Below are 16,439 nucleotides of genomic sequence, written 5' to 3' on the forward strand. Positions count from 1 at the left end.
GCTGGATATGGTGAACCCAGGGTGCTCGCCGTCGGGCGCCGCCTTGTCCAGGATTTGTCCATCCGCCCCCCCCGCTGCACCAGGAGCCGCGCATGAGCGTCATCTCGCCCGTTCCGCCGACCACGCCCGCCGAAGCGCTGCCGGGACTGCTCGAACGCCTGCAGCGCGCGCAGCGTGCCGACATGCTGCCTTCGCGCGCCGTGCGGCTGGACCGCCTGCGCCGGCTGGAACAGCTGATCGACCGCCACGCCGACGCCTTCGCCGCGGCGATCGGCGACGACTTCGGCAACCGCTCGCCGATCGAGATCCGCATCACCGAGACGATGCTGCTGAAGGCCGGGCTGCGCCAGGCGCGCCGCCACCTCGCGCGCTGGATGAAGCCGCGCCGCGTCGGCACCTCGCCGGCCTTCTGGCCCGGGCGCTCCTGGCTGCTGCCGCAGCCGCTGGGCGTGGTCGGCATCGTCAGCCCCTGGAACTACCCGCTGCAGCTGGCGCTGGCGCCGCTGGTCGGCGCGCTGGCCGCCGGCAACCGGGCGATGATCAAGCCGTCGGAGCTGACGCCGCGCTTCTCGGCGGCGCTGCAGGCCGCGTTGGCCGAGCACTTCGAGCCCGACGAGGTGACGGTGGTCACCGGCGACGCGGCGATCGGCCGCGCCTTCGTCTCGCTGCCCTTCGACCACCTCGTCTTCACCGGCTCGACGGCCGTCGGCCGCGAGGTCGCGCAGGCCGCGGCGAAGAACCTGACGCCGGTGACGCTGGAGCTGGGCGGCAAGTCGCCGGCGATCGTCGACGCCTCGGCCAGGATCGCGCGTGCGGCCGAACGCATCGCCTTCGGCAAGCTGGTCAACGCCGGCCAGACCTGCATCGCGCCCGACTACGTGCTGGTGCCCAACGCCCAGCGCGAGCGCTTCGTCGCCGCGTTGCGTGCCGCGATGGCCCGGCTGTACCCGAGCTTTCGCGCCAACCCCGACTACACCAGCGTCGTCAGCGAGCGCCATTTCCGCCGCCTGCGCGAGCTAGTCGACGAGGCGCGCGAGCGCGGCGCCACGGTCATCGAGCTGGAGGCGCCGGGCGAAGGCATCGGCCGCGCCAGCCGCCAGCTGCCGCCGACGCTGCTGCTGGACGTCGACCCGGCGATGCGCGTGATGCAGGAGGAGATCTTCGGCCCGGTGCTGCCGATCGTCGGCTACGACACGCTCGACGAGGCCATCGCCTTCGTCAACGAGCGCGACCGGCCGCTGGCGCTGTACTGGTTCGGCAGCGACGCGGCCGCGCGGCGCAAGGTGCTCTCGCAGACGATCTCCGGCGGCGTGTCGCTCAACGAGACGCTGCTGCACGTCGCCCAGGAAGGGCTGCCCTTCGGCGGCGTCGGCGCCTCGGGCATGGGTGCGTACCACGGCGAAGCGGGCTTCCGCCAGTTCACCAAGGACAAGCCGGTGTTCGAGCAGTCGGCGTTGGCGGCCACCGGGCTGATCGCGCCGCCGTACAAGCCCTCGATCGGCCGGCTGCTCGACTGGATCGGCCGCATCGCCTGAAAGCGCCGAGCCCGGCGCAAGGCCGGGCTCGTGGCGTGGGCTGCGGCGCCGTTCAGGCGGCGACCGGGATCATCGGCGTGAACGGGTCCAGCTCATCCAGGGCCAGCTTGCAGGCGCGGCCGATCAGCACCGCGGCGGCGGCGTAGTAGCCGGTCGCGGCCTTGGCGGCGAGCTGCTCGCAGTGCGCCGGCACCCAGGCCAGCACGTGGCGCGACAGGAAGCGCAACTGCTGCGCTCGCCAGCGCTGCGCCGCGGCGGCGTCGCCGGCCGCCAGCGCCTCGCCTTCCAGGCGGCACAGATGGGCGACGAAACGCAGCTCGTTGCCGAGGTGGTCCGGCGCGCCGAGCGCGGCCATCGCCTCGTAGCCGGCTTCCCGGTACGAGCGCAGCACGTCGAGCACGCGGTCGCCGCCGGGCGCGGCGCCCAGTGCCGCCGATTCGCAGGGCGGGCTGAGCGTCTCGCCGTGCATCACCATCGACAGCAAGCGCGTGCGGTCGACCGCGAGCACCGTGGCGCCGCCCGGGTGGCGGCGCGACTTTCGCAGCGCCACCAGCAGGCCGCTCAGTTGCGGCGCCAGGGGGCGCCCGGCTTCGACGGTGGCCAACTCGGTGTCCAGTTCGTCCAGCCATTGCGGCGTCGGCCGCTCGATCACGACCCGCGCCAGCAGGGCCCACAGGGCCGCCCGCGTCGGGGCCTCGTCTCCGTTATGTACTTGCATCTCGCTCATGTCGCTTTCACCGTGGCGTGAAGGGAGGGCATCGGGCGTCGAGCAAGGGACGGCCCCGGACTCGCCTCGCGGCTGGAGCGAGGAAAGAGGGGCCGTGACCTTGATGGAGCGCAGAGTCATTGAATCGCGTTTCCCGGCGGTTGCGGGGGCGTCGACATGAGCCAGATCAAGCGGTGGCGACAGATCATCACCCGGGCCGACCGCTGTGCCTTGCGGCACTGCCGAGTCTGTCCCCCTGTCGCCTTGCCGCTGCTGGCCCGTGCCGCCCGCCGGTGCACCACCGGAGTGAATGATCGTGGCGGACAGCCCACCATGTGGGATGTCACCCCCTAGTAAATAGGGGGTTGCGCCCACGAACACCCTCAGGGTTCGCCCCAGGTGAACACCGCGTCGGCGCCGTGGCGCGCGGCGGCGATGCGGCGGGCGTTGGGCTCGTCGGTCTGCTCGACCCAGGCGGCGGCGGCTTCGGCGCTGCGGCCGAAGTGCCGATGGCGTGCCGCCAGGCGTTCGCGGCGCAGGCCGTCGTCGACCTGGACGTACCAGACCTCGTCGAGCAGCGGCCGCACGCCGGCCCAGGCGCCGTCGAGCAGCAGGTAGTTGCCTTCGGTGATCACCAGCGGCACGTCGGCCGCGACGGCGATCGCACCGGCGACCGGCTCGCCGATCTCGCGGCGGAACTCGGGCGCCCAGACCGTGGTGTCGGCCTCGCGCAGCCGCGCCAGCAGCGCGACGTAGCCGGCGGCGTCGAAGGTGTCGGGCGCACCTTTGCGGCCGCGGCGGCCCAGGCGCTCCAGTTCGGCGTTGGCGAGGTGGAAGCCGTCCATCGGCACGACGGCCGCCAGCGGCCCGAGCGCGGCGGCCAGCGCCGCCGCCAGCGTCGACTTGCCGGCGCCGGGCGGCCCGGTCAGCCCCAGCAGGCGGCGGCCGCCGCGAGCGGCGAGTGCGCGGGCGCGCGCGATCCAGGCTTCGGGCACGGCGGGATGGTCCACCGTGCGAGCTTAACGGCCGTTGCCGCGCTCAGACGGCGCGCATGCTGTAGCCGTTCTCGCACTCGGCGGTGATCGTGAAGCCCAGGCGCTCGTAGAGGCTCAACGCCGGGTTGGTCTTCAGCACCGACAGGCTGACGCGCGCGCCGTCGCGGCGGGCCTCGGCCAGCACCTCGGCGATCAGCCGGCTGCCGATGCCGGCGCGGCGGTACTGCGGCAGCAGCTGCACCTGCTGGATCGCCCAGTCGCGGCTGCCGCGGTGCACGCGCAGCAGGCCGCCGGGCAGGCCGTCGACCAGCACGATGGCGCCACCGTCGAGCAGGACGCGCAGCGCGGCCAGCGCCTCGCCGTCGGGTGGGGCGGCGTCCGGCCCGTGGCGCAGCAGCGCGAGCCAGGGCAGGTCCTGCTCGGTGGCCGGGCGGGTGGCGAGGAGCGGGGCACGATCGGGCATGGCGGAGCCGATTCTGGCGGCTGCGGGTTATCCCTCCGCTTGTGGAGACCGCGTAGTCGCCGGCAGCTGTCCGCTGCGTGACATCCTCGCTCTCCGACCCCCGGGCCGCGGGCTTACAGTGGCCGCATGGCCACCCGTCACCCGCACCGCGGCCGCCCCCGGCTGCTGCATTCGGCGCTGGAGGCGCGTGTGCTCGCCGAACTGGCCGTGCTGCCCTGGACGCTGCCGGCGCTGTCGCTGGCCGCGCCGCGCGGCGACGGCCACCCGGTGCTGCTGCTGCCGGGCTTCATGGGCAGCGAGTTCTCGCTGATCGGCCTGGAGCGGTTCCTGCGCCACCGCGGCTACGCCGTCGAGACCTGGGGCCTGGGGCGCAACGTCGGCTTCAACCCGCGGCATGCGACCGCGCTGGAACAGAAGATCCGCCACATGGCGCACCGCGCCGGGCGCCCGGTCAGCCTGGTCGGCTGGAGCCTGGGCGGCGTGTTCTCGGTCTACGGCGCGCACCAGGCGCCGGAGTGCGTGCGCCAGGTCATCACGCTGGGCAGCCCGGTCAGCGTCGATGCCGGGGGCAGCGCCTCGCCGCCGCTGGTCAAGGCGATGTACCGCCTGATCGCCCACCCGCACGGGCCCACCGCGCACACGATGCAGCCGCGGGCCAAGAAGCTGCGCGAGCGCGCGCCGCTGGCGGTGCCGGTGTCCTGCCTGTATTCGCTCAGCGACGGCGTCGTGCCGCCGCAGGAGGCGACGGTCGAGGGCGACCCGGCGCGGCACGAGAACATCCGCGTGCCGGGCAGCCACCTCGGGCTGGGTTTCAACCCGGTGGTGCTGTGGATCGTCGCGGACCGCCTCGCGCAGCCGGACGGCCAGTGGCGGCCGTTCGTGCCGCACGGGGCCTGGGGCCAGGCCTACCGGCTGCTGACGCACCGCGTGCTGCCGGTCTGAGCGCCACCGGCTCGGCCGCGGCCAGCGCCAGGTACTCCTGGAAGCTGTCGCGCACCGCCTGGGTGAAGGTCTCGGGGTCGGGTACGAGCTCGCGGCAGGAGGTCGGCGAGACGACGATGCGGCCGTCGTACTCGGTGATCGCGAACACCAGCCCCATGCCGTCGGCGATCGGCAGGATGGCCGAGAAGTAGGTCATGCGCGCGCCGCACAGGTACAGCGGCTGGCGCGGGCTGCCGACCGCGGTGACGGTGCAGCAGGCCGCCGGCCGGCGCAGTTCGTTGGGGCGCAGGCCGAGCCAGCGCGAGGCGAGCTTCATCGTCGCCGCGGGCACGTGTTCGGCGAGCTCGGTCAAGCCGCGTGCCGCCTGCGAGCGCAGCCCGGCGCGCGCGCTCGCCGTCTGGCGCTGGATGTGGCGCAGGCGGGCGACCGGGTCCTCGATCGTCGTGCCCAGGTTCACCAGCTGCCATGGCGGCTCCACCCCCGGCTCGGGTGCGGCGCCGGCGATCGGCGCGATCGCTTCCAGGTCGGCTTCGGGCAGCTCGCCGTTGGCGTCCAGGTAACGCCGCAGGCCGCCGGCGCAGACCGCCAGCACCGCGTCGGTGACGGTGGCGCGCGGCAGCAGCGTGCGGATGCGCTCGAACTCGGCGACCATGAAGCGGCGCGTGTCGAAGACGCGGTGCGGCGAGACCACCGAGTTGAAGCGTGTCGCGTGGTGCTGCTCGGGCGCGACGACGTCGGCGGCGAAGGTCCAGGCCACCGGCGCCAGCCGCAGCAGCGGCGCGGCCAGCGACAGCGGCGACAGCGCGGTGTGCAGCGCGCCGCGCGCCAGCAGCTTCAGCGCGCCGGGCGCACGTTCGGGGAACCAGGGCTCGGGCGGCTCGGCACGCGGCGGTTCGGCGACGAGGTCGTGCAGCGCCTCGACGATCTCGTGGCGCCCGGCGACGTCGACCGCGGCGTGGTGGATCTTGGTCAGCACCGCGAAGCTGCCGGCCGGCAGGTCGACGAAGCTGTCCAGGCCCTCGATGACGTAGAGCTCCCACAGCGGCCGGTTCAAGTCCAGCGCGCGGGCGTGGATGCGCGAGGCCTGGATGCAGAACTGGCGCCAGTCGCCCGGCTTGGGCAGCGCGATGTGGCGCACGTGGTACTCGAGGTCGAAGTGCTCGTCCTCCACCCAGTACGGGTAGTCCAGCTCCAGCGGCACGCGCAGCAGGCGCTGGCGGAACACCGGCGAGCGCTGCAGCCGCCCGGCGACGTGCGCCAGGATGCTCTTGAAGCGCACCGTGCCGCCCGGCGCGGTGCTCTGGTCGTAGATCTGGACGAAGGTGACGTTCGCGTTGGCGTGCGTCGTGTCGGCGTAGAGGAAGCTGGCTTCGTGACCGCTCAACTGGCGCATGGACCCTCCGCGAAAGATCAGGACACCGGCAGGGCGCGTGCCGCCGTGCCGGTCCGTTTGCGCGGCGGCTTCGGGCGGCTGGCGGCGACCAGCTCGTCCAGCGACTCCAGCAGCGCCGCCCTCAGTTCGCCGGCGTCGGCCACCGCGGCCTGCGCGGCGGTGAAGCCGAAGCCCAGTTCGCCGGCATAGCTCATCACCGTGATGTTCAGGCCGATGCCGTGCTCGACGATGGACAGCGGCCAGTAGCTCGTCATGCGCGCGCCGGCCAGGTACAGCGGCTCGCGCGGGCCGGGCACGTTCGAGATGACGACGTTGGCCAGCGGCGGCAGCGTGCCGGCCAGGCCCGAGGCGCCGTACAGCGAGGCCAGGCCCTGCAGCAGCCAGGGCGCGCCGAGCGAGGGGAAGTCGGTCGGGATCACGCCTCGTGCGCGTTTGGCGACCGACTTCACCGCCCCGGCGGCGTCGCGGATCGCCAGCAGGCGCTTGAGCGGGTTCGCGATATCGGTGTGCAGGTTGACGAGCGACAGCGTGGCCTTGGTCGTGAACTCCTGGTCGCCGCTGGCGCGCAGCGAGATCGGCATCGAGGCCAGCAGCGGCTTCTTCGGCACGCCGCCGTGCGCCGCCAGCCAGCGCCTGAGCATGCCGCTGCACAGCGCGAGCACGATGTCGTTGAGCTTGGCCTCGTGCGCCGCAGCCAGCGCCTTCAGCGTGTCCATCGGCAGCGACACCGCGGCGAAGCTGCGTTCGGCGCCGATCGGCACGTTGAGCGCCGTCTTCGGGCCGAAGCCCAGGTTCTCGCGCAGATGGCCGTTGGCCTTGCCGGCGCCGCCCTGCGCCTTGCCCGGGCTGCCGAACAGCGTGCCGATCAGCTGCAGCGCCTGCGGCAGCTGGCGCGCGAGCTTGACGTAGAGCCCGGCGTCGCGCGCCAGCGCCGTGGCGGCGAGTGCCAGCGTGCCGGGGTTCTCGGCGAGGCGCGCCTTGCCGCGCGGCCGCGGCGGCGGTTCAGGCGACGGATCGAACAGCGTCTGCGCCAGCAGCACGCCGGCCTTGCCGTCGAGCAGCGCGTGGTGCACCTGCACGTAGTAGCCGACTTCGCCCGAGGCCAGCCCTTCGAGCACCCAGATGCGCCACAGCGGCCGCTCGCGGTCCAGGCGCTCGGCGTGCAGCCGGGCGACCGCGGCTTCCAGCTCGGCCTGCGTGCCGGGCGCCGGCACGGCGACACGCTGCACGTGCCAGTCCAGGTCGACCGTGCCGTCTTCGACCCACACCGGGTTGGCGAACTGCAGCGGCATCGTCGCCAGCCGGCGCGTCAGCACCGGCGCCAGGTGCAGGCGCTGCTTCATCAGCCGCCGCACCGCGGTGGCGAAGTCGCCGCGCGCGCCCGGTGGCCGCACGAACAGGTGCAAGGAGCCGACGTGCATCGGCGTCTGCGTCGTCTCCAGGTGGAGGAAGGCCCCGTCCACCCCGCTCAAGGCTTGCATGCCCTTTTCTCGCTTTCGCGCCGTGGGGGCCGTGGGCGGCCCGGCGTCGCGCCAACGTAAGCGGGCGGGCGCGCACGCGACGCGCATCCAGATCAAGCTTTCGTCAAGTCGGACACGGATTCCGGGTGCGCGGTGCGGCAGCCCCCGCGATCGCGGGACCCCCGCTGCGCGGCCGGCTTCGGACAATCGCGAAATGTCACGAGATGTACGTCCGGTCGGAGTACGCCGGTTCCAGGGCGTGACCGTCTTCGACAACGGAGCGGACCGCCCCAGCGAGTTCGGCGACCCGAGCACGCGTCCCAGCCTCTGGGACGAGCCCTCGCGCCTGCCCGAGTCGGAGCAGGAGCCGCGCCGCCGTTCGCGCGCCAAACGTCGCGCCGGTGGCAGCCTGTGGCCGGTGATGCTTGTGGTCGTCGGCCTCGGCGTCGCCGGCGTCGCGCTGCTGGCGAAGTTCTTCAACCGCTGACGGCAGCGGTCTCGGCTTCGGCGGCGGCCGCCGCCGGCAGCACGATCGGCAGCGCGAGCGTGAAACGCGCACCGTGGCCGTGTTCCGACTCGACGCGCAGCGAGCCGCGCATCAGCTGCGCCAGCGCTCGCGACAGCGCCAGGCCCAGGCCGGTGCCGCCGTGTTCGTAGCTCACGCGTGCGCTGCCCTGGCGGAAACGTTCGAAGATCGTCTCGTGCAGCTCGGGCGCGATGCCCGGGCCGGTGTCCTCGACGTGCATCAGCACTTGGTCGCCGACGCGCTCGACCATCACGTCCACGCGCCCGGCCGGGGTGAACTTGAGGGCGTTGGACAGCAGGTTGTTGAGGATCTGCTTGACGCGCAGCCCGTCGGCGACGATGACCGGCGGCGCCTCGGGGTCGATCTCGACGGCCAGCGTCAGCCCCTTGCCGGCGGCCGTCAGCGCGTAGAAGTCGGCCGTGCCCTGGACCAGCGCACGCAGGTTCACCGGCTCCGGCGACAGCGTCATCGAGCCGGCCTCGACCTTGGCCAGGTCGAGGATCTCGCCGAGCAGCTGGTTGAGGTACTCGGCGCCCTTACGGATCAGCCCGGCCTGCTCGCGGAACTTCGGATTGTCCAGGCGGTGCTCCATCAGCTCGGCGAAGCCGCGGATGCTGGTCAGCGGCGTGCGCAGCTCGTGCGAGATCGCCGCCAGGAACTCGCTCTTGGCGTTGTTGGCGGCGTTGGCCTGGGCCTCGCTGGCGCGCAGCGCGGCGTTGTTGGCCTCCAACCGGCGCAGGCCGGCGACGAAGACCACCGCGCCGGCGGCGACGGCGCCGCTGAGCAGCAGCGTCAGCACGACGGCGATGTCGCGCGTGGTGCGCCAGCCGGTCAGCGCTTCCTCGCTGGCGGTGGCCACCAGCACGTACAGCGGGTAGTCGGCGATGCGGTGGTAGGCGGTGTAGCGCTCCAGGCCGTCGAGCGTGCTGACGCCGCTGAACGTGCCTTCGCGCTGCAGCTGCTGCTGGGCGAAGACGCCGTTGCGCTTGAGCGTCTGGCCGATCTGGTTGGCGCTGTCGCCGCCGATGACCCGGGCGCGGATGCTCAGGTCCTGGCCGACCAGCGTCACCGTGCCCAGCGACCCGATCGCCGCGCGCTGGTAGACGTCCTCGAAATAGCCCGGGTCCAGCGAGGCGACGACGACGCCGAGGATGTGGCCGTCGGCGGCGGTGATGCGGCGCGAGATCTGGATCGTCCAGCGCTTGGAGACCTTGCCCAGCACCGGCTTGCCGATCCACAGTGCGTCGGGGCTGGCCAGGCCGCTGCCGGGCGCCAGCGTCGTCGGCGCCAGGTGCACGCGCACGTGCTCGCGCTCGGACAGGTCGACGTGGCCGGTCTTGCTGCCGTCGGGGTCGAGGTTGCTGCCGATGAAGCGCCCGTCGGCGCCGACCAGCGACAGCTGCACGAGGATGTTGGGCACCAGCCCGGTCTCGTTGGCGTAGCGGCCCAGGTCCAGCGAGGCGCCGCCGCGGCGCGCGTAGTCGTCGCGCGCACGCACCGTCGCCTGGTCGACCGCGGCCAGCACACGCAGCGTCTGCTCCTCGAAGGCGCGGGCCAGGTTGGTGTTCTGGCGCAGTTCGCCGACGACGGCGTCGTTCCAGCGAATCCACAGCACCAGCACCACCGTGGCCCAGGCCAGCAGGATCAGCACCGCAGCGGCGCTGATCGCCAGCTTGCGCAGGCGCTGCTCGGCGCCGGGAGCCGCGGAGGCGGCGAAACGCTGCAGAGCGGTGGAGAGGGGCGACATGGGGGGTGGCTTGTCGAGTCGAGCAAATCTAGCATTTCTATCGCTATTCGCCCCGCCAATACGTCACGCCTGCGGCCGGAAACGACGACGGCCGCCCCGCGGGCGGCCGTCGTGACGCGAGCCAGCTTCAGCCGATGCGGATCGGCACGAAGATCGTCTCGCCGTCACGCTGCACCAGCAGCGCGACGTGGCGGGGCTTGCTCTTGAGCACCGCCTGCACCTGCTCGATCGACTGTACCGGCTGGCCGTTGATCGCCAGCAGCACGTCGCCGCGTTCGACGCCGGCACGAGCCGCCGGGCCGTCGACGTCCTGCACCAGCAGGCCGCCGTCGACGTGCACCTGCCGCTGCTCGTCGCGCGTCAGCGGACGCAGCGCCAGGCCGAGCTGCATGCCTTCGGGGCGCGACGGGTCGTCGGCGCTGGCCGTCGTCGCTTCGGCGCTGCCGAGCTTGACCTCCAGCTCGCGCCAGCTCTTATCGCGCCAGACCTTGAGCTTCACGCGTTCGCCCGGCGCCGACATGCCGATCAGCGTCGACAGGCTGCCGCTGCGTTCGACCGCCTGGCCGTTGACCTCGGTGATCACGTCGCCAGGCTTCAGCCCGCCCTTGGCCGCGGCGCTGCCGGGCTGGACCGCGGCGACCAGCGCGCCGTCGGGCCGCTCCAGGCCGAAGGACTCGGCCAGGCCCTGGTTCAGGTCCTGGATCGAGACCCCCAGCCGGGCGTGCTGGGCGCGGCCGGTGGCGACGATCTGGTCCTTGACCTTCAGCGCGACGTCGATCGGGATCGAGAACGACAGGCCCTGGAAGCCGCCGCTCTGCGAATAGATCTGCGCGTTGATGCCGACGACGGCGCCGCCGCCGTCGAGCAGCGGGCCGCCCGAGTTGCCGGGGTTGACCGCGGCGTCGGTCTGGATGAACGGCACGACGGCGTCGCCGGGCAGCGAGCGGCCCTTGGCGCTGACGATGCCGGTGGTCGCCGTCTGCTCGAAGCCGTAGGGCGCGCCGATGGCCATCACCGGGTCGCCGACTTCCAGCCGGCGCGGGTCGCCCAGACGCACCGTCGGCAGGCCCTTGGCATCGATGCGCAGCACGGCGATGTCGGTCACCGGGTCGCTGCCCAGCACCTTGGCCGAGAACTCGCGCCGGTCGCCGAGCTTGACGGTCACTTCCTTGGCTTCGCGCACGACGTGGGCGTTGGTCAGGATCAGGCCGTCGGCGGCGACGATGAAACCCGATCCCTGGCCGCGGAACGGCACCGAGGGGTTGGCGCCGCGGCCGCGCTGGCCGAAGCCCGGCATGCCGCGGAAGAACTGGAAGAACGGGTCGTTCTCCAGCCCTTCGGGCAGGCCCTGCTCCTCGGCGCTGGCCTTGTGCATGCCCTCGACGGTGATGCCGACGACGGCCGGGCCGGCCTGCTTGAAGATCGCCCGGTAGTCGGGCACCGTGCCCTGGGCCGGGATCGGGGCGACCGGCGCGGCCGTGGCGGCGGTGGTGGCCGCCGCGGCACCGGCCGTCGCGGCGGCGGTGCTGGAGCGGTCCAGACGCAGCCACGGGGGCAGGTCGAAAGCGCTGGCCGCACTCGCGCCGAGCACGCCACCGGCCAGCAGGGCGGCGGCCAAAGGCTTCATCTTCATCGTGTCCATGTCCTTTTCGCGGAGAACGGGCCCTGGTCGAAGCCCGATGGACGCCAGCTTGGGACCGGACGATGAGTGCAGCGTTAGCGCTGCGTGAAGCGAGGATTAAGCGGCCGCCGGGAAACGCACGCTGGCGCGCAGCCCGCCCTGCGGCGAGTCGCCCAGCGTGACCGTGGCGCCGTGGCGTGCGGCGATCGTGCGCACGATCGCCAGCCCCAGGCCGCTGCCTTCGCCGGCGCCGGGGTCGCGGCGGTAGAAGCGGTCGAAGACGCGCTCGCGTTCGGCCTCCGGGATGCCCGGGCCGGCGTCGTCGACGACGAGCAGCGGCGCGCCGGCGTCCAGCACCGCGCGCACCTCGACCCGTGCGCCGGGCGGCGAGTGGCGCACCGCGTTGTCGACGAGGTTGCGCACCAGCACCGCCAGCGAGCCGGCGTCGCCCTGCAGCGGCACCGGTTCGTCGGCCTGCAGCGCCAGTTCGCTGCCGCGCGACACGGCCAGCGGCACGGTCGCGGCCAGCGCGCTGCGCGCGGCTTCGGCGAGGTCGACACGCGCCGTCGGCAGCGGCGGCGCGCCGGGTTCGTTGCGCGCCAGCACGAGCAGCTGCTCGACCAGCCAGGCGCTGCGCTCGACACCTTCGGCCAGCGCACGCACGGCCTCGGCGCGCGTGGCCTCGTCCTCGGCGCGTTCGAGCAGGCGGATCTGCAGCTTCAGCGCCTGCAGCGGCGAGCGCAGCTCGTGCGCGGCGTCGGCGACAAAGGCGCGCTGGGTGTCCATCGCCTGCGCGAGCTGGCCGAGCAGGCCGTTGAGCGCGGCGACCAGCGGCGACAGCTCGTCGGGCAGCTTGGCGGTCGGCAGCGGCGAGAGCGACTGCGGCTCGCGTTCGCGCACCGCGCGCGCGACGCTGCGCAGCGGCCGCAGCACGCGCGTCGCCGCGGCCCAGGTCAAGAGCGCGATCAGCGGCGCGATGCCGACCAGCGGCGCGACGCTGCGCAGCGCCGCGCCGGCAGCCAGGCGCTGGCGGATCTGGCGCGGCTGGGCGACCTGGATCACGCGCTGGCCGCGCAGCACGGTGAAGGTGCGCCAGGTCTGCTTGCCGGCCGAGACGTCGGCGAAACCGAGCAGCGCCCGCGCCGGCAGCTCGTCGTGCGGGCGCGAGGCGTAGATCGTCTGGCCGTCGGCGCTCCAGATCTGGATCACGAAGTCCAGCTCGCGGTCGGCCAGCGCGCCGGCCTGGTCGGGCGCGATCTCGCCCTGGTCGCGCAGCGACAGCGCCATCTGGCGCAGCTGGTAGTCGAACAGCGCCTCTGTCTCGGCGAGCACGTTGTGATAGGTCACCGTGCCCATCACTCCCGCGGCGAAGGCGAGCATCGCCAGCAGCAGCGCGAGCACGCGCGCGCGGATCGAGTTCACAGGAAGTAGCCGACGCCGCGCATGTTGCGGATGAAGTCGGCGCCCAGCTTGCGCCGCAGCTGGTGGATGTAGACCGAGACGGCGTTGCTCTCGACCGCGTCGCCCCAGCCGTAGAGCCGGTCCTCGAGCTGGGCGCGCGAGAGCACCGCGCCGGGGCGCTGCATCAGCGCTTCCAGCACCGCGAACTCGCGCGCCGACAGCAGCACCGGCTCGCCGTTGAGCGTCACCTGGCGCGTCGCCGGGTCCAGCGTGACGCCGCCGTGCGTCAGCAGCGGGCCGGCACGGCCGCCGTGGCGGCGCGTGACGGCGCGGATGCGCGCCGTCAGCTCGTCGAACTCGAAGGGCTTGACGAGGTAGTCGTCGGCGCCGCCGTCCAGGCCGCGCACGCGGTCGCCGCTGGCGTCGCGTGCGGTCAGCACGATGACCGGCGTGGTGTCGGCGCGGCCGCGCAGTTCGCGCAGCACGTCCAGGCCGTCGGCCGGCGGTGCGCCGGGCGGGCCGCCGGGCGGCAGGCCCAGGTCCAGCAGCACGCAGTCGAAACGTTCGCTGGCCAGCGAGGCGCGCGCGGCGGCGACGTCGCGCACCCAGTCCACGGCATGGCCTTCGAGCCTGAGCGCGGCGCGCAGGCTCTCGCCGATCATCCGGTCATCTTCGACGAGCAGCAGTCGCATGCGCCGAGCATACGGCGCCGCGCGCGGCCCGCCGCTCAGCGCACGGTGACCGGCGCCGCCGCGGGCTCGGTGTCGGGGTCGGCCCAGATCCAGGCGCTGACGACCGCCAGCACGATCGTGGCGACGGTCAGCCAGCCGTCCCAGTGCGGACGAGATCCTTTGCGGTTCATCGGCGGCCTCCTTTCGGTGGCATGACTCGATGCGGGCGGGGGCCGCGGACCCGTTCGCGGCCACGGGCCCGACGACGACGATCTTGCATGCCTTGGCGATCAGGTGGGGACGATCCCCCCAGAGCAAAGCTCGTGCCGCCAGCGCCGTGCCGTGAACAAGGCCGCGGCGACCGTCTTCTTCGGCGCTTTCGGCGGCCGCCCGGCCGGGAGAATCGGCCACGATGGAGCCCGAACGCCGCGACGAATGGGCCGCCCGCGTGGTGGCCTGGCATCACCGCGACCCGCTGGCGCTGCGCGTGACGCCGCAGCAGGTGGGCGAGTTCGGCTGGGTGGACCTGCCGTTCGCCGGCGGTGCACGCCGTGCGCGCTGGCGCCCGGTGTTCACCGAGAAGGTGCTGGAGGCCGTCTCGGCGCGCCGCCTGGCCGCCTGGGCCCGCCGCCACGGCCAGGAATCCCGCCCGGAGGCCGACGGCCTGCCGCTGCACCAGGTGGCGATCGACCGCGCCCTGGTGCCCGAAGACGGCGTCGCCGTCGTGCTCTGGCTCGGCCAGGCGACGCTGCAGACGCCGGCCGGGCCGGTGCAGGTGCTGCTGGACAGCCGTCCCGGCGGCGCGGTGCTGGGACGCCGCCGTCGCAGCCGGCGCCGCGTCGCGGTGGCCGTGATCGCCCTGGCCGCCGTCGCCGCGCTGGCCGGCGCCTTCGCCTGGGTGGTGCAGCGTGGGCGTGGCGACGAGTTCGCGGCGCCGCCGGTGGCCGCCGCGTCGGCACCGGTGGCGGCGTCTGCTGCTTCGGGGGCGGCGTCGTCGGCTTCGGCGCCGGCGGCCGCTTCGGCCCCTGCGTCGGCCGCCGCTTCGGCAGCGTCCGCGCCGACCACGGCCTCGTCGGCCGCGGCTGCCTCTGCGGCGTCTTCCGCCTCCCCGGCCTCGGCCGCTGCGGCGGCTTCGTCGCCGCTCCCCAAGCTCTCGGTGGCTCCGCCGACGCCGATCATCACGCCGCGTGCGCTCGACGCCGACGGCCACCGGCTGCGCGAGCCGCCGGCCTTCCTGCTCGGCGACGACGAACGCCGCGCGGCGCGCCGCGCCGGCGAGGCCGCACGGGCCGCGTCGGCGGCGCGCCGCGCCGACCGCCACGAGATCGTCTACGCGCTCGTCACGCGTGCGTCGCGCACGCCGGCCGAGTCGCGCCTGCTCGGCCGAGACCTGGAGGCCGCGCTCGGTGCGCTCAAGGGCACGCCGCGCTGCCCGCGTGTCGAGGTCCTGCCGGCGGGCGACGACTGGCGCGCGGTGTGCTGGCCGCTGCTCAAGCGCGACGAGGCCCAGCGCCTGCGCGATCTGCTCGTCGAGCGCGGCCAGCGCGTCGAGATGATCGAGTTCTGAGCGCCTCCGCCGCAGCCTTCGCGCACGCGTACACGGATCCGCGCCCGGAATCCGTTACGCTACGGGGTGCCGATCTGACTGAAGTCAAGGCCGCCCGCTGCCGGGCGCGATGCAATGCCGCACGCCGGACGCCCGTCCCGCGTGCCTGACCGCGAGAACCCACGATGTTGATGCCCACCTCGGTCGACCAGACCGTCGAAATCCTGCGCGACAAGCTCGAGCGCAGCGTGCTGCGCCCGCTGAAGCTGGCCGGCCGCGAACTGCTGCCGATCGTGCAAGGCGGCATGGGCGTCGGCATCTCGGCGCACCGCCTGGCCGGCAGCGTGGCCTCGCTCGGCGCCGTCGGCACGCTCTCCTCGGTCGACCTGCGCCGCCATCACCCCGACCTGATGGAGCGCACCCAGCACTGCCACAAGGGGCTGAACGGCGAGGCCGACAAGAAGGCGATCAACGACGCCAACCTCGAGGCCATCGACCGCGAGATCCGTGCCGCGCGCGAGATCTCCCAGGGCCGCGGCCTGCTGGCGATCAACGTCATGCGCGCCGTCGGCGAATACGCGCCGTCGGTGGTGCGCGCGCTGCGCTCGGGCATCGACGCGGTCGTCGTCGGCGCCGGCCTGCCGCTGGACCTGCCGGACCTGGCCAAGGAACACCCGAAGACCGCGCTGATCCCGATCCTGTCGGACGCGCGCGGCGTGCAGCTGATCGTCAAGAAGTGGGAGCGCAAGCAGCGCCGCCCCGACGCCATCGTCATCGAGCACCCGCGGCTGGCCGCCGGCCACCTGGGCGCGGCGCGTGTCGAGGACCTGAACGACCCGCGCTTCGAGTTCGAGAACGTGATCCCGGCGACGCGCGAGTTCCTGCGCACCGCCGGCATGGAAGACGTGCCGGTGATCGCCGCCGGCGGCATCCGCACGCACGAGGACATCGCCCGCCTGCAGAACCTGGGCGCCGCCGCGGTGCAGCTGGGCACGCCCTTCGTCGCCACCGAGGAATGCGACGCCCACCCGGCGTTCAAGAAGGTGCTGGCCGAAGCGCGCGACGAAGACCTGGTCGAGTTCACCAGCGTCGCCGGCCTGCCGGCGCGTGCGGTCAAGACGCACTGGCTGAAGAACTACCTCAACGCCGAGCCCAAGCTGCAGGAGATCGCGCACAAGAAGCCGCGCTGCGTCGTGACCTTCGACTGCCTGGCCCAGTGCGGGCTGCGCGACGGCTTCAAGGGCTGGGGCCAGTTCTGCATCGACACCCAGCTCGCCGCCGCGGTGCGTGGCGACGTCATGAAGGGCCTGTTCTTCCGCGGCGTCGGCCAGATGCCGTTCGGCAACCGCATCGTCCAGGTGCGCGAGCTGCTGGAGAAGCTGCTGACGCCGGTGCAGATGCCGGTGCACGTCGGCGCCCACGCCGCCGCCTGA

At 73.4% G+C, this 16,439-nt stretch carries 14 protein-coding genes; 4 read left to right on the forward strand and 10 right to left on the reverse strand.

Annotated elements, in window-relative coordinates; all coding sequences use genetic code 11:
- Positions 1-92 precede the first annotated feature (92 nt).
- On the forward strand, positions 93-1,535 hold the full coding sequence (locus tag RGE_RS03570; RefSeq protein ID WP_014426946.1) for a coniferyl aldehyde dehydrogenase: 1,443 nt from the start codon (positions 93-95) through the stop codon (positions 1,533-1,535).
- A gap of 52 nt (positions 1,536-1,587) precedes the next feature.
- Here the strand turns inward: RGE_RS03570 and RGE_RS03575 are convergent, their stop codons facing one another.
- The 5 genes from RGE_RS03575 to RGE_RS03600 all read right to left on the reverse strand — a co-directional run bounded on the left by RGE_RS03575 (position 1,588) and on the right by RGE_RS03600 (position 7,515).
- Positions 1,588-2,262, reverse strand: coding sequence for a molecular chaperone TorD family protein (locus tag RGE_RS03575; protein ID WP_014426947.1), 675 nt, complete (start codon positions 2,260-2,262; stop codon positions 1,588-1,590).
- Between the two features lie 362 nt (positions 2,263-2,624).
- Positions 2,625-3,251 (reverse strand): nucleoside/nucleotide kinase family protein, encoded by a 627-nt coding sequence (locus RGE_RS03580; protein WP_014426948.1) that lies wholly within the window; start codon positions 3,249-3,251, stop codon positions 2,625-2,627.
- 28 nt (positions 3,252-3,279) lie between these two features.
- Entirely contained in the window at positions 3,280-3,699 is a 420-nt protein-coding gene (locus tag RGE_RS03585; RefSeq protein WP_014426949.1) for a GNAT family N-acetyltransferase, read from the reverse strand.
- Positions 3,700-4,510: 811 nt separating this feature from the next.
- Positions 4,511-6,034, reverse strand: a complete 1,524-nt coding sequence (locus tag RGE_RS03595) for a wax ester/triacylglycerol synthase family O-acyltransferase (protein WP_014426951.1) — start codon at positions 6,032-6,034, stop codon at positions 4,511-4,513.
- Positions 6,035-6,051: 17 nt separating this feature from the next.
- Positions 6,052-7,515, reverse strand: a complete 1,464-nt coding sequence (locus RGE_RS03600) for a wax ester/triacylglycerol synthase family O-acyltransferase (RefSeq protein ID WP_043783778.1) — start codon at positions 7,513-7,515, stop codon at positions 6,052-6,054.
- Between the two features lie 238 nt (positions 7,516-7,753).
- Here RGE_RS03600 and RGE_RS03605 point away from each other — a divergent pair, with 238 nt between their 5' ends.
- Complete coding sequence (locus RGE_RS03605) at positions 7,754-7,981, forward strand: hypothetical protein (RefSeq protein ID WP_014426953.1); 228 nt, start codon at positions 7,754-7,756, stop codon at positions 7,979-7,981.
- On the opposite strand, the gene RGE_RS03610 is transcribed toward RGE_RS03605, so the two are convergent.
- The 5 genes from RGE_RS03610 to RGE_RS24815 form a co-directional block, all read right to left on the reverse strand.
- Entirely contained in the window at positions 7,971-9,767 is a 1,797-nt protein-coding gene (locus RGE_RS03610; RefSeq protein ID WP_014426954.1) for a sensor histidine kinase, read from the reverse strand. The two genes, RGE_RS03605 and RGE_RS03610, sit on opposite strands and share 11 nt — an antisense overlap.
- A gap of 127 nt (positions 9,768-9,894) precedes the next feature.
- Positions 9,895-11,409, reverse strand: coding sequence for a Do family serine endopeptidase (locus RGE_RS03615; RefSeq protein ID WP_043783780.1), 1,515 nt, complete (start codon positions 11,407-11,409; stop codon positions 9,895-9,897).
- A gap of 96 nt (positions 11,410-11,505) precedes the next feature.
- Positions 11,506-12,810 carry an ATP-binding protein gene (locus RGE_RS03620; protein ID WP_014426956.1) on the reverse strand — a complete coding sequence of 435 codons (1,305 nt, stop codon included), beginning with the start codon at positions 12,808-12,810 and terminating at the stop codon, positions 11,506-11,508.
- Positions 12,807-13,481, reverse strand: a complete 675-nt coding sequence (locus RGE_RS03625; RefSeq protein ID WP_014426957.1) for a response regulator — start codon at positions 13,479-13,481, stop codon at positions 12,807-12,809. The genes RGE_RS03620 and RGE_RS03625 overlap by 4 nt, the downstream gene beginning before the upstream one ends.
- 35 nt (positions 13,482-13,516) lie before the next feature.
- The gene (locus tag RGE_RS24815; protein WP_014426958.1) at positions 13,517-13,651 is read right to left on the reverse strand and encodes a hypothetical protein; all 135 of its coding nucleotides are present in this window, start codon (positions 13,649-13,651) and stop codon (positions 13,517-13,519) included.
- Between the two features lie 221 nt (positions 13,652-13,872).
- Between RGE_RS24815 and RGE_RS24240 the strand changes: the two genes are divergently transcribed.
- Positions 13,873-15,027 carry a hypothetical protein gene (locus tag RGE_RS24240; protein WP_014426959.1) on the forward strand — a complete coding sequence of 385 codons (1,155 nt, stop codon included), beginning with the start codon at positions 13,873-13,875 and terminating at the stop codon, positions 15,025-15,027.
- Between the two features lie 170 nt (positions 15,028-15,197).
- Complete coding sequence (locus tag RGE_RS03635) at positions 15,198-16,439, forward strand: NAD(P)H-dependent flavin oxidoreductase (RefSeq protein ID WP_043783782.1); 1,242 nt, start codon at positions 15,198-15,200, stop codon at positions 16,437-16,439.

Source organism: Rubrivivax gelatinosus IL144 (genome assembly GCF_000284255.1).
Taxonomy (GTDB): Bacteria; Pseudomonadota; Gammaproteobacteria; order Burkholderiales; family Burkholderiaceae_C; genus Rubrivivax; species Rubrivivax gelatinosus_A.

What these genes read in the sequence shown, in the direction of transcription:
- RGE_RS03625 (WP_014426957.1), bottom strand. Translation starts at nt 13,481, where the DNA reads ATGCGACTGCTGCTCGTCGAAGATGACCGGATGATCGGCGAGAGCCTG.
- RGE_RS03570 (WP_014426946.1), top strand. Translation starts at nt 93, where the DNA reads ATGAGCGTCATCTCGCCCGTTCCGCCGACCACGCCCGCCGAAGCGCTG.
- RGE_RS03595 (WP_014426951.1), bottom strand. Translation starts at nt 6,034, where the DNA reads ATGCGCCAGTTGAGCGGTCACGAAGCCAGCTTCCTCTACGCCGACACG.
- RGE_RS03610 (WP_014426954.1), bottom strand. Translation starts at nt 9,767, where the DNA reads ATGTCGCCCCTCTCCACCGCTCTGCAGCGTTTCGCCGCCTCCGCGGCT.
- RGE_RS03600 (WP_043783778.1), bottom strand. Translation starts at nt 7,515, where the DNA reads ATGCAAGCCTTGAGCGGGGTGGACGGGGCCTTCCTCCACCTGGAGACG.
- RGE_RS24815 (WP_014426958.1), bottom strand. Translation starts at nt 13,651, where the DNA reads ATGAACCGCAAAGGATCTCGTCCGCACTGGGACGGCTGGCTGACCGTC.
- RGE_RS03615 (WP_043783780.1), bottom strand. Translation starts at nt 11,409, where the DNA reads ATGGACACGATGAAGATGAAGCCTTTGGCCGCCGCCCTGCTGGCCGGT.
- RGE_RS24240 (WP_014426959.1), top strand. Translation starts at nt 13,873, where the DNA reads ATGGAGCCCGAACGCCGCGACGAATGGGCCGCCCGCGTGGTGGCCTGG.
- RGE_RS03575 (WP_014426947.1), bottom strand. Translation starts at nt 2,262, where the DNA reads ATGAGCGAGATGCAAGTACATAACGGAGACGAGGCCCCGACGCGGGCG.
- RGE_RS03635 (WP_043783782.1), top strand. Translation starts at nt 15,198, where the DNA reads ATGCCCACCTCGGTCGACCAGACCGTCGAAATCCTGCGCGACAAGCTC.
- RGE_RS03585 (WP_014426949.1), bottom strand. Translation starts at nt 3,699, where the DNA reads ATGCCCGATCGTGCCCCGCTCCTCGCCACCCGCCCGGCCACCGAGCAG.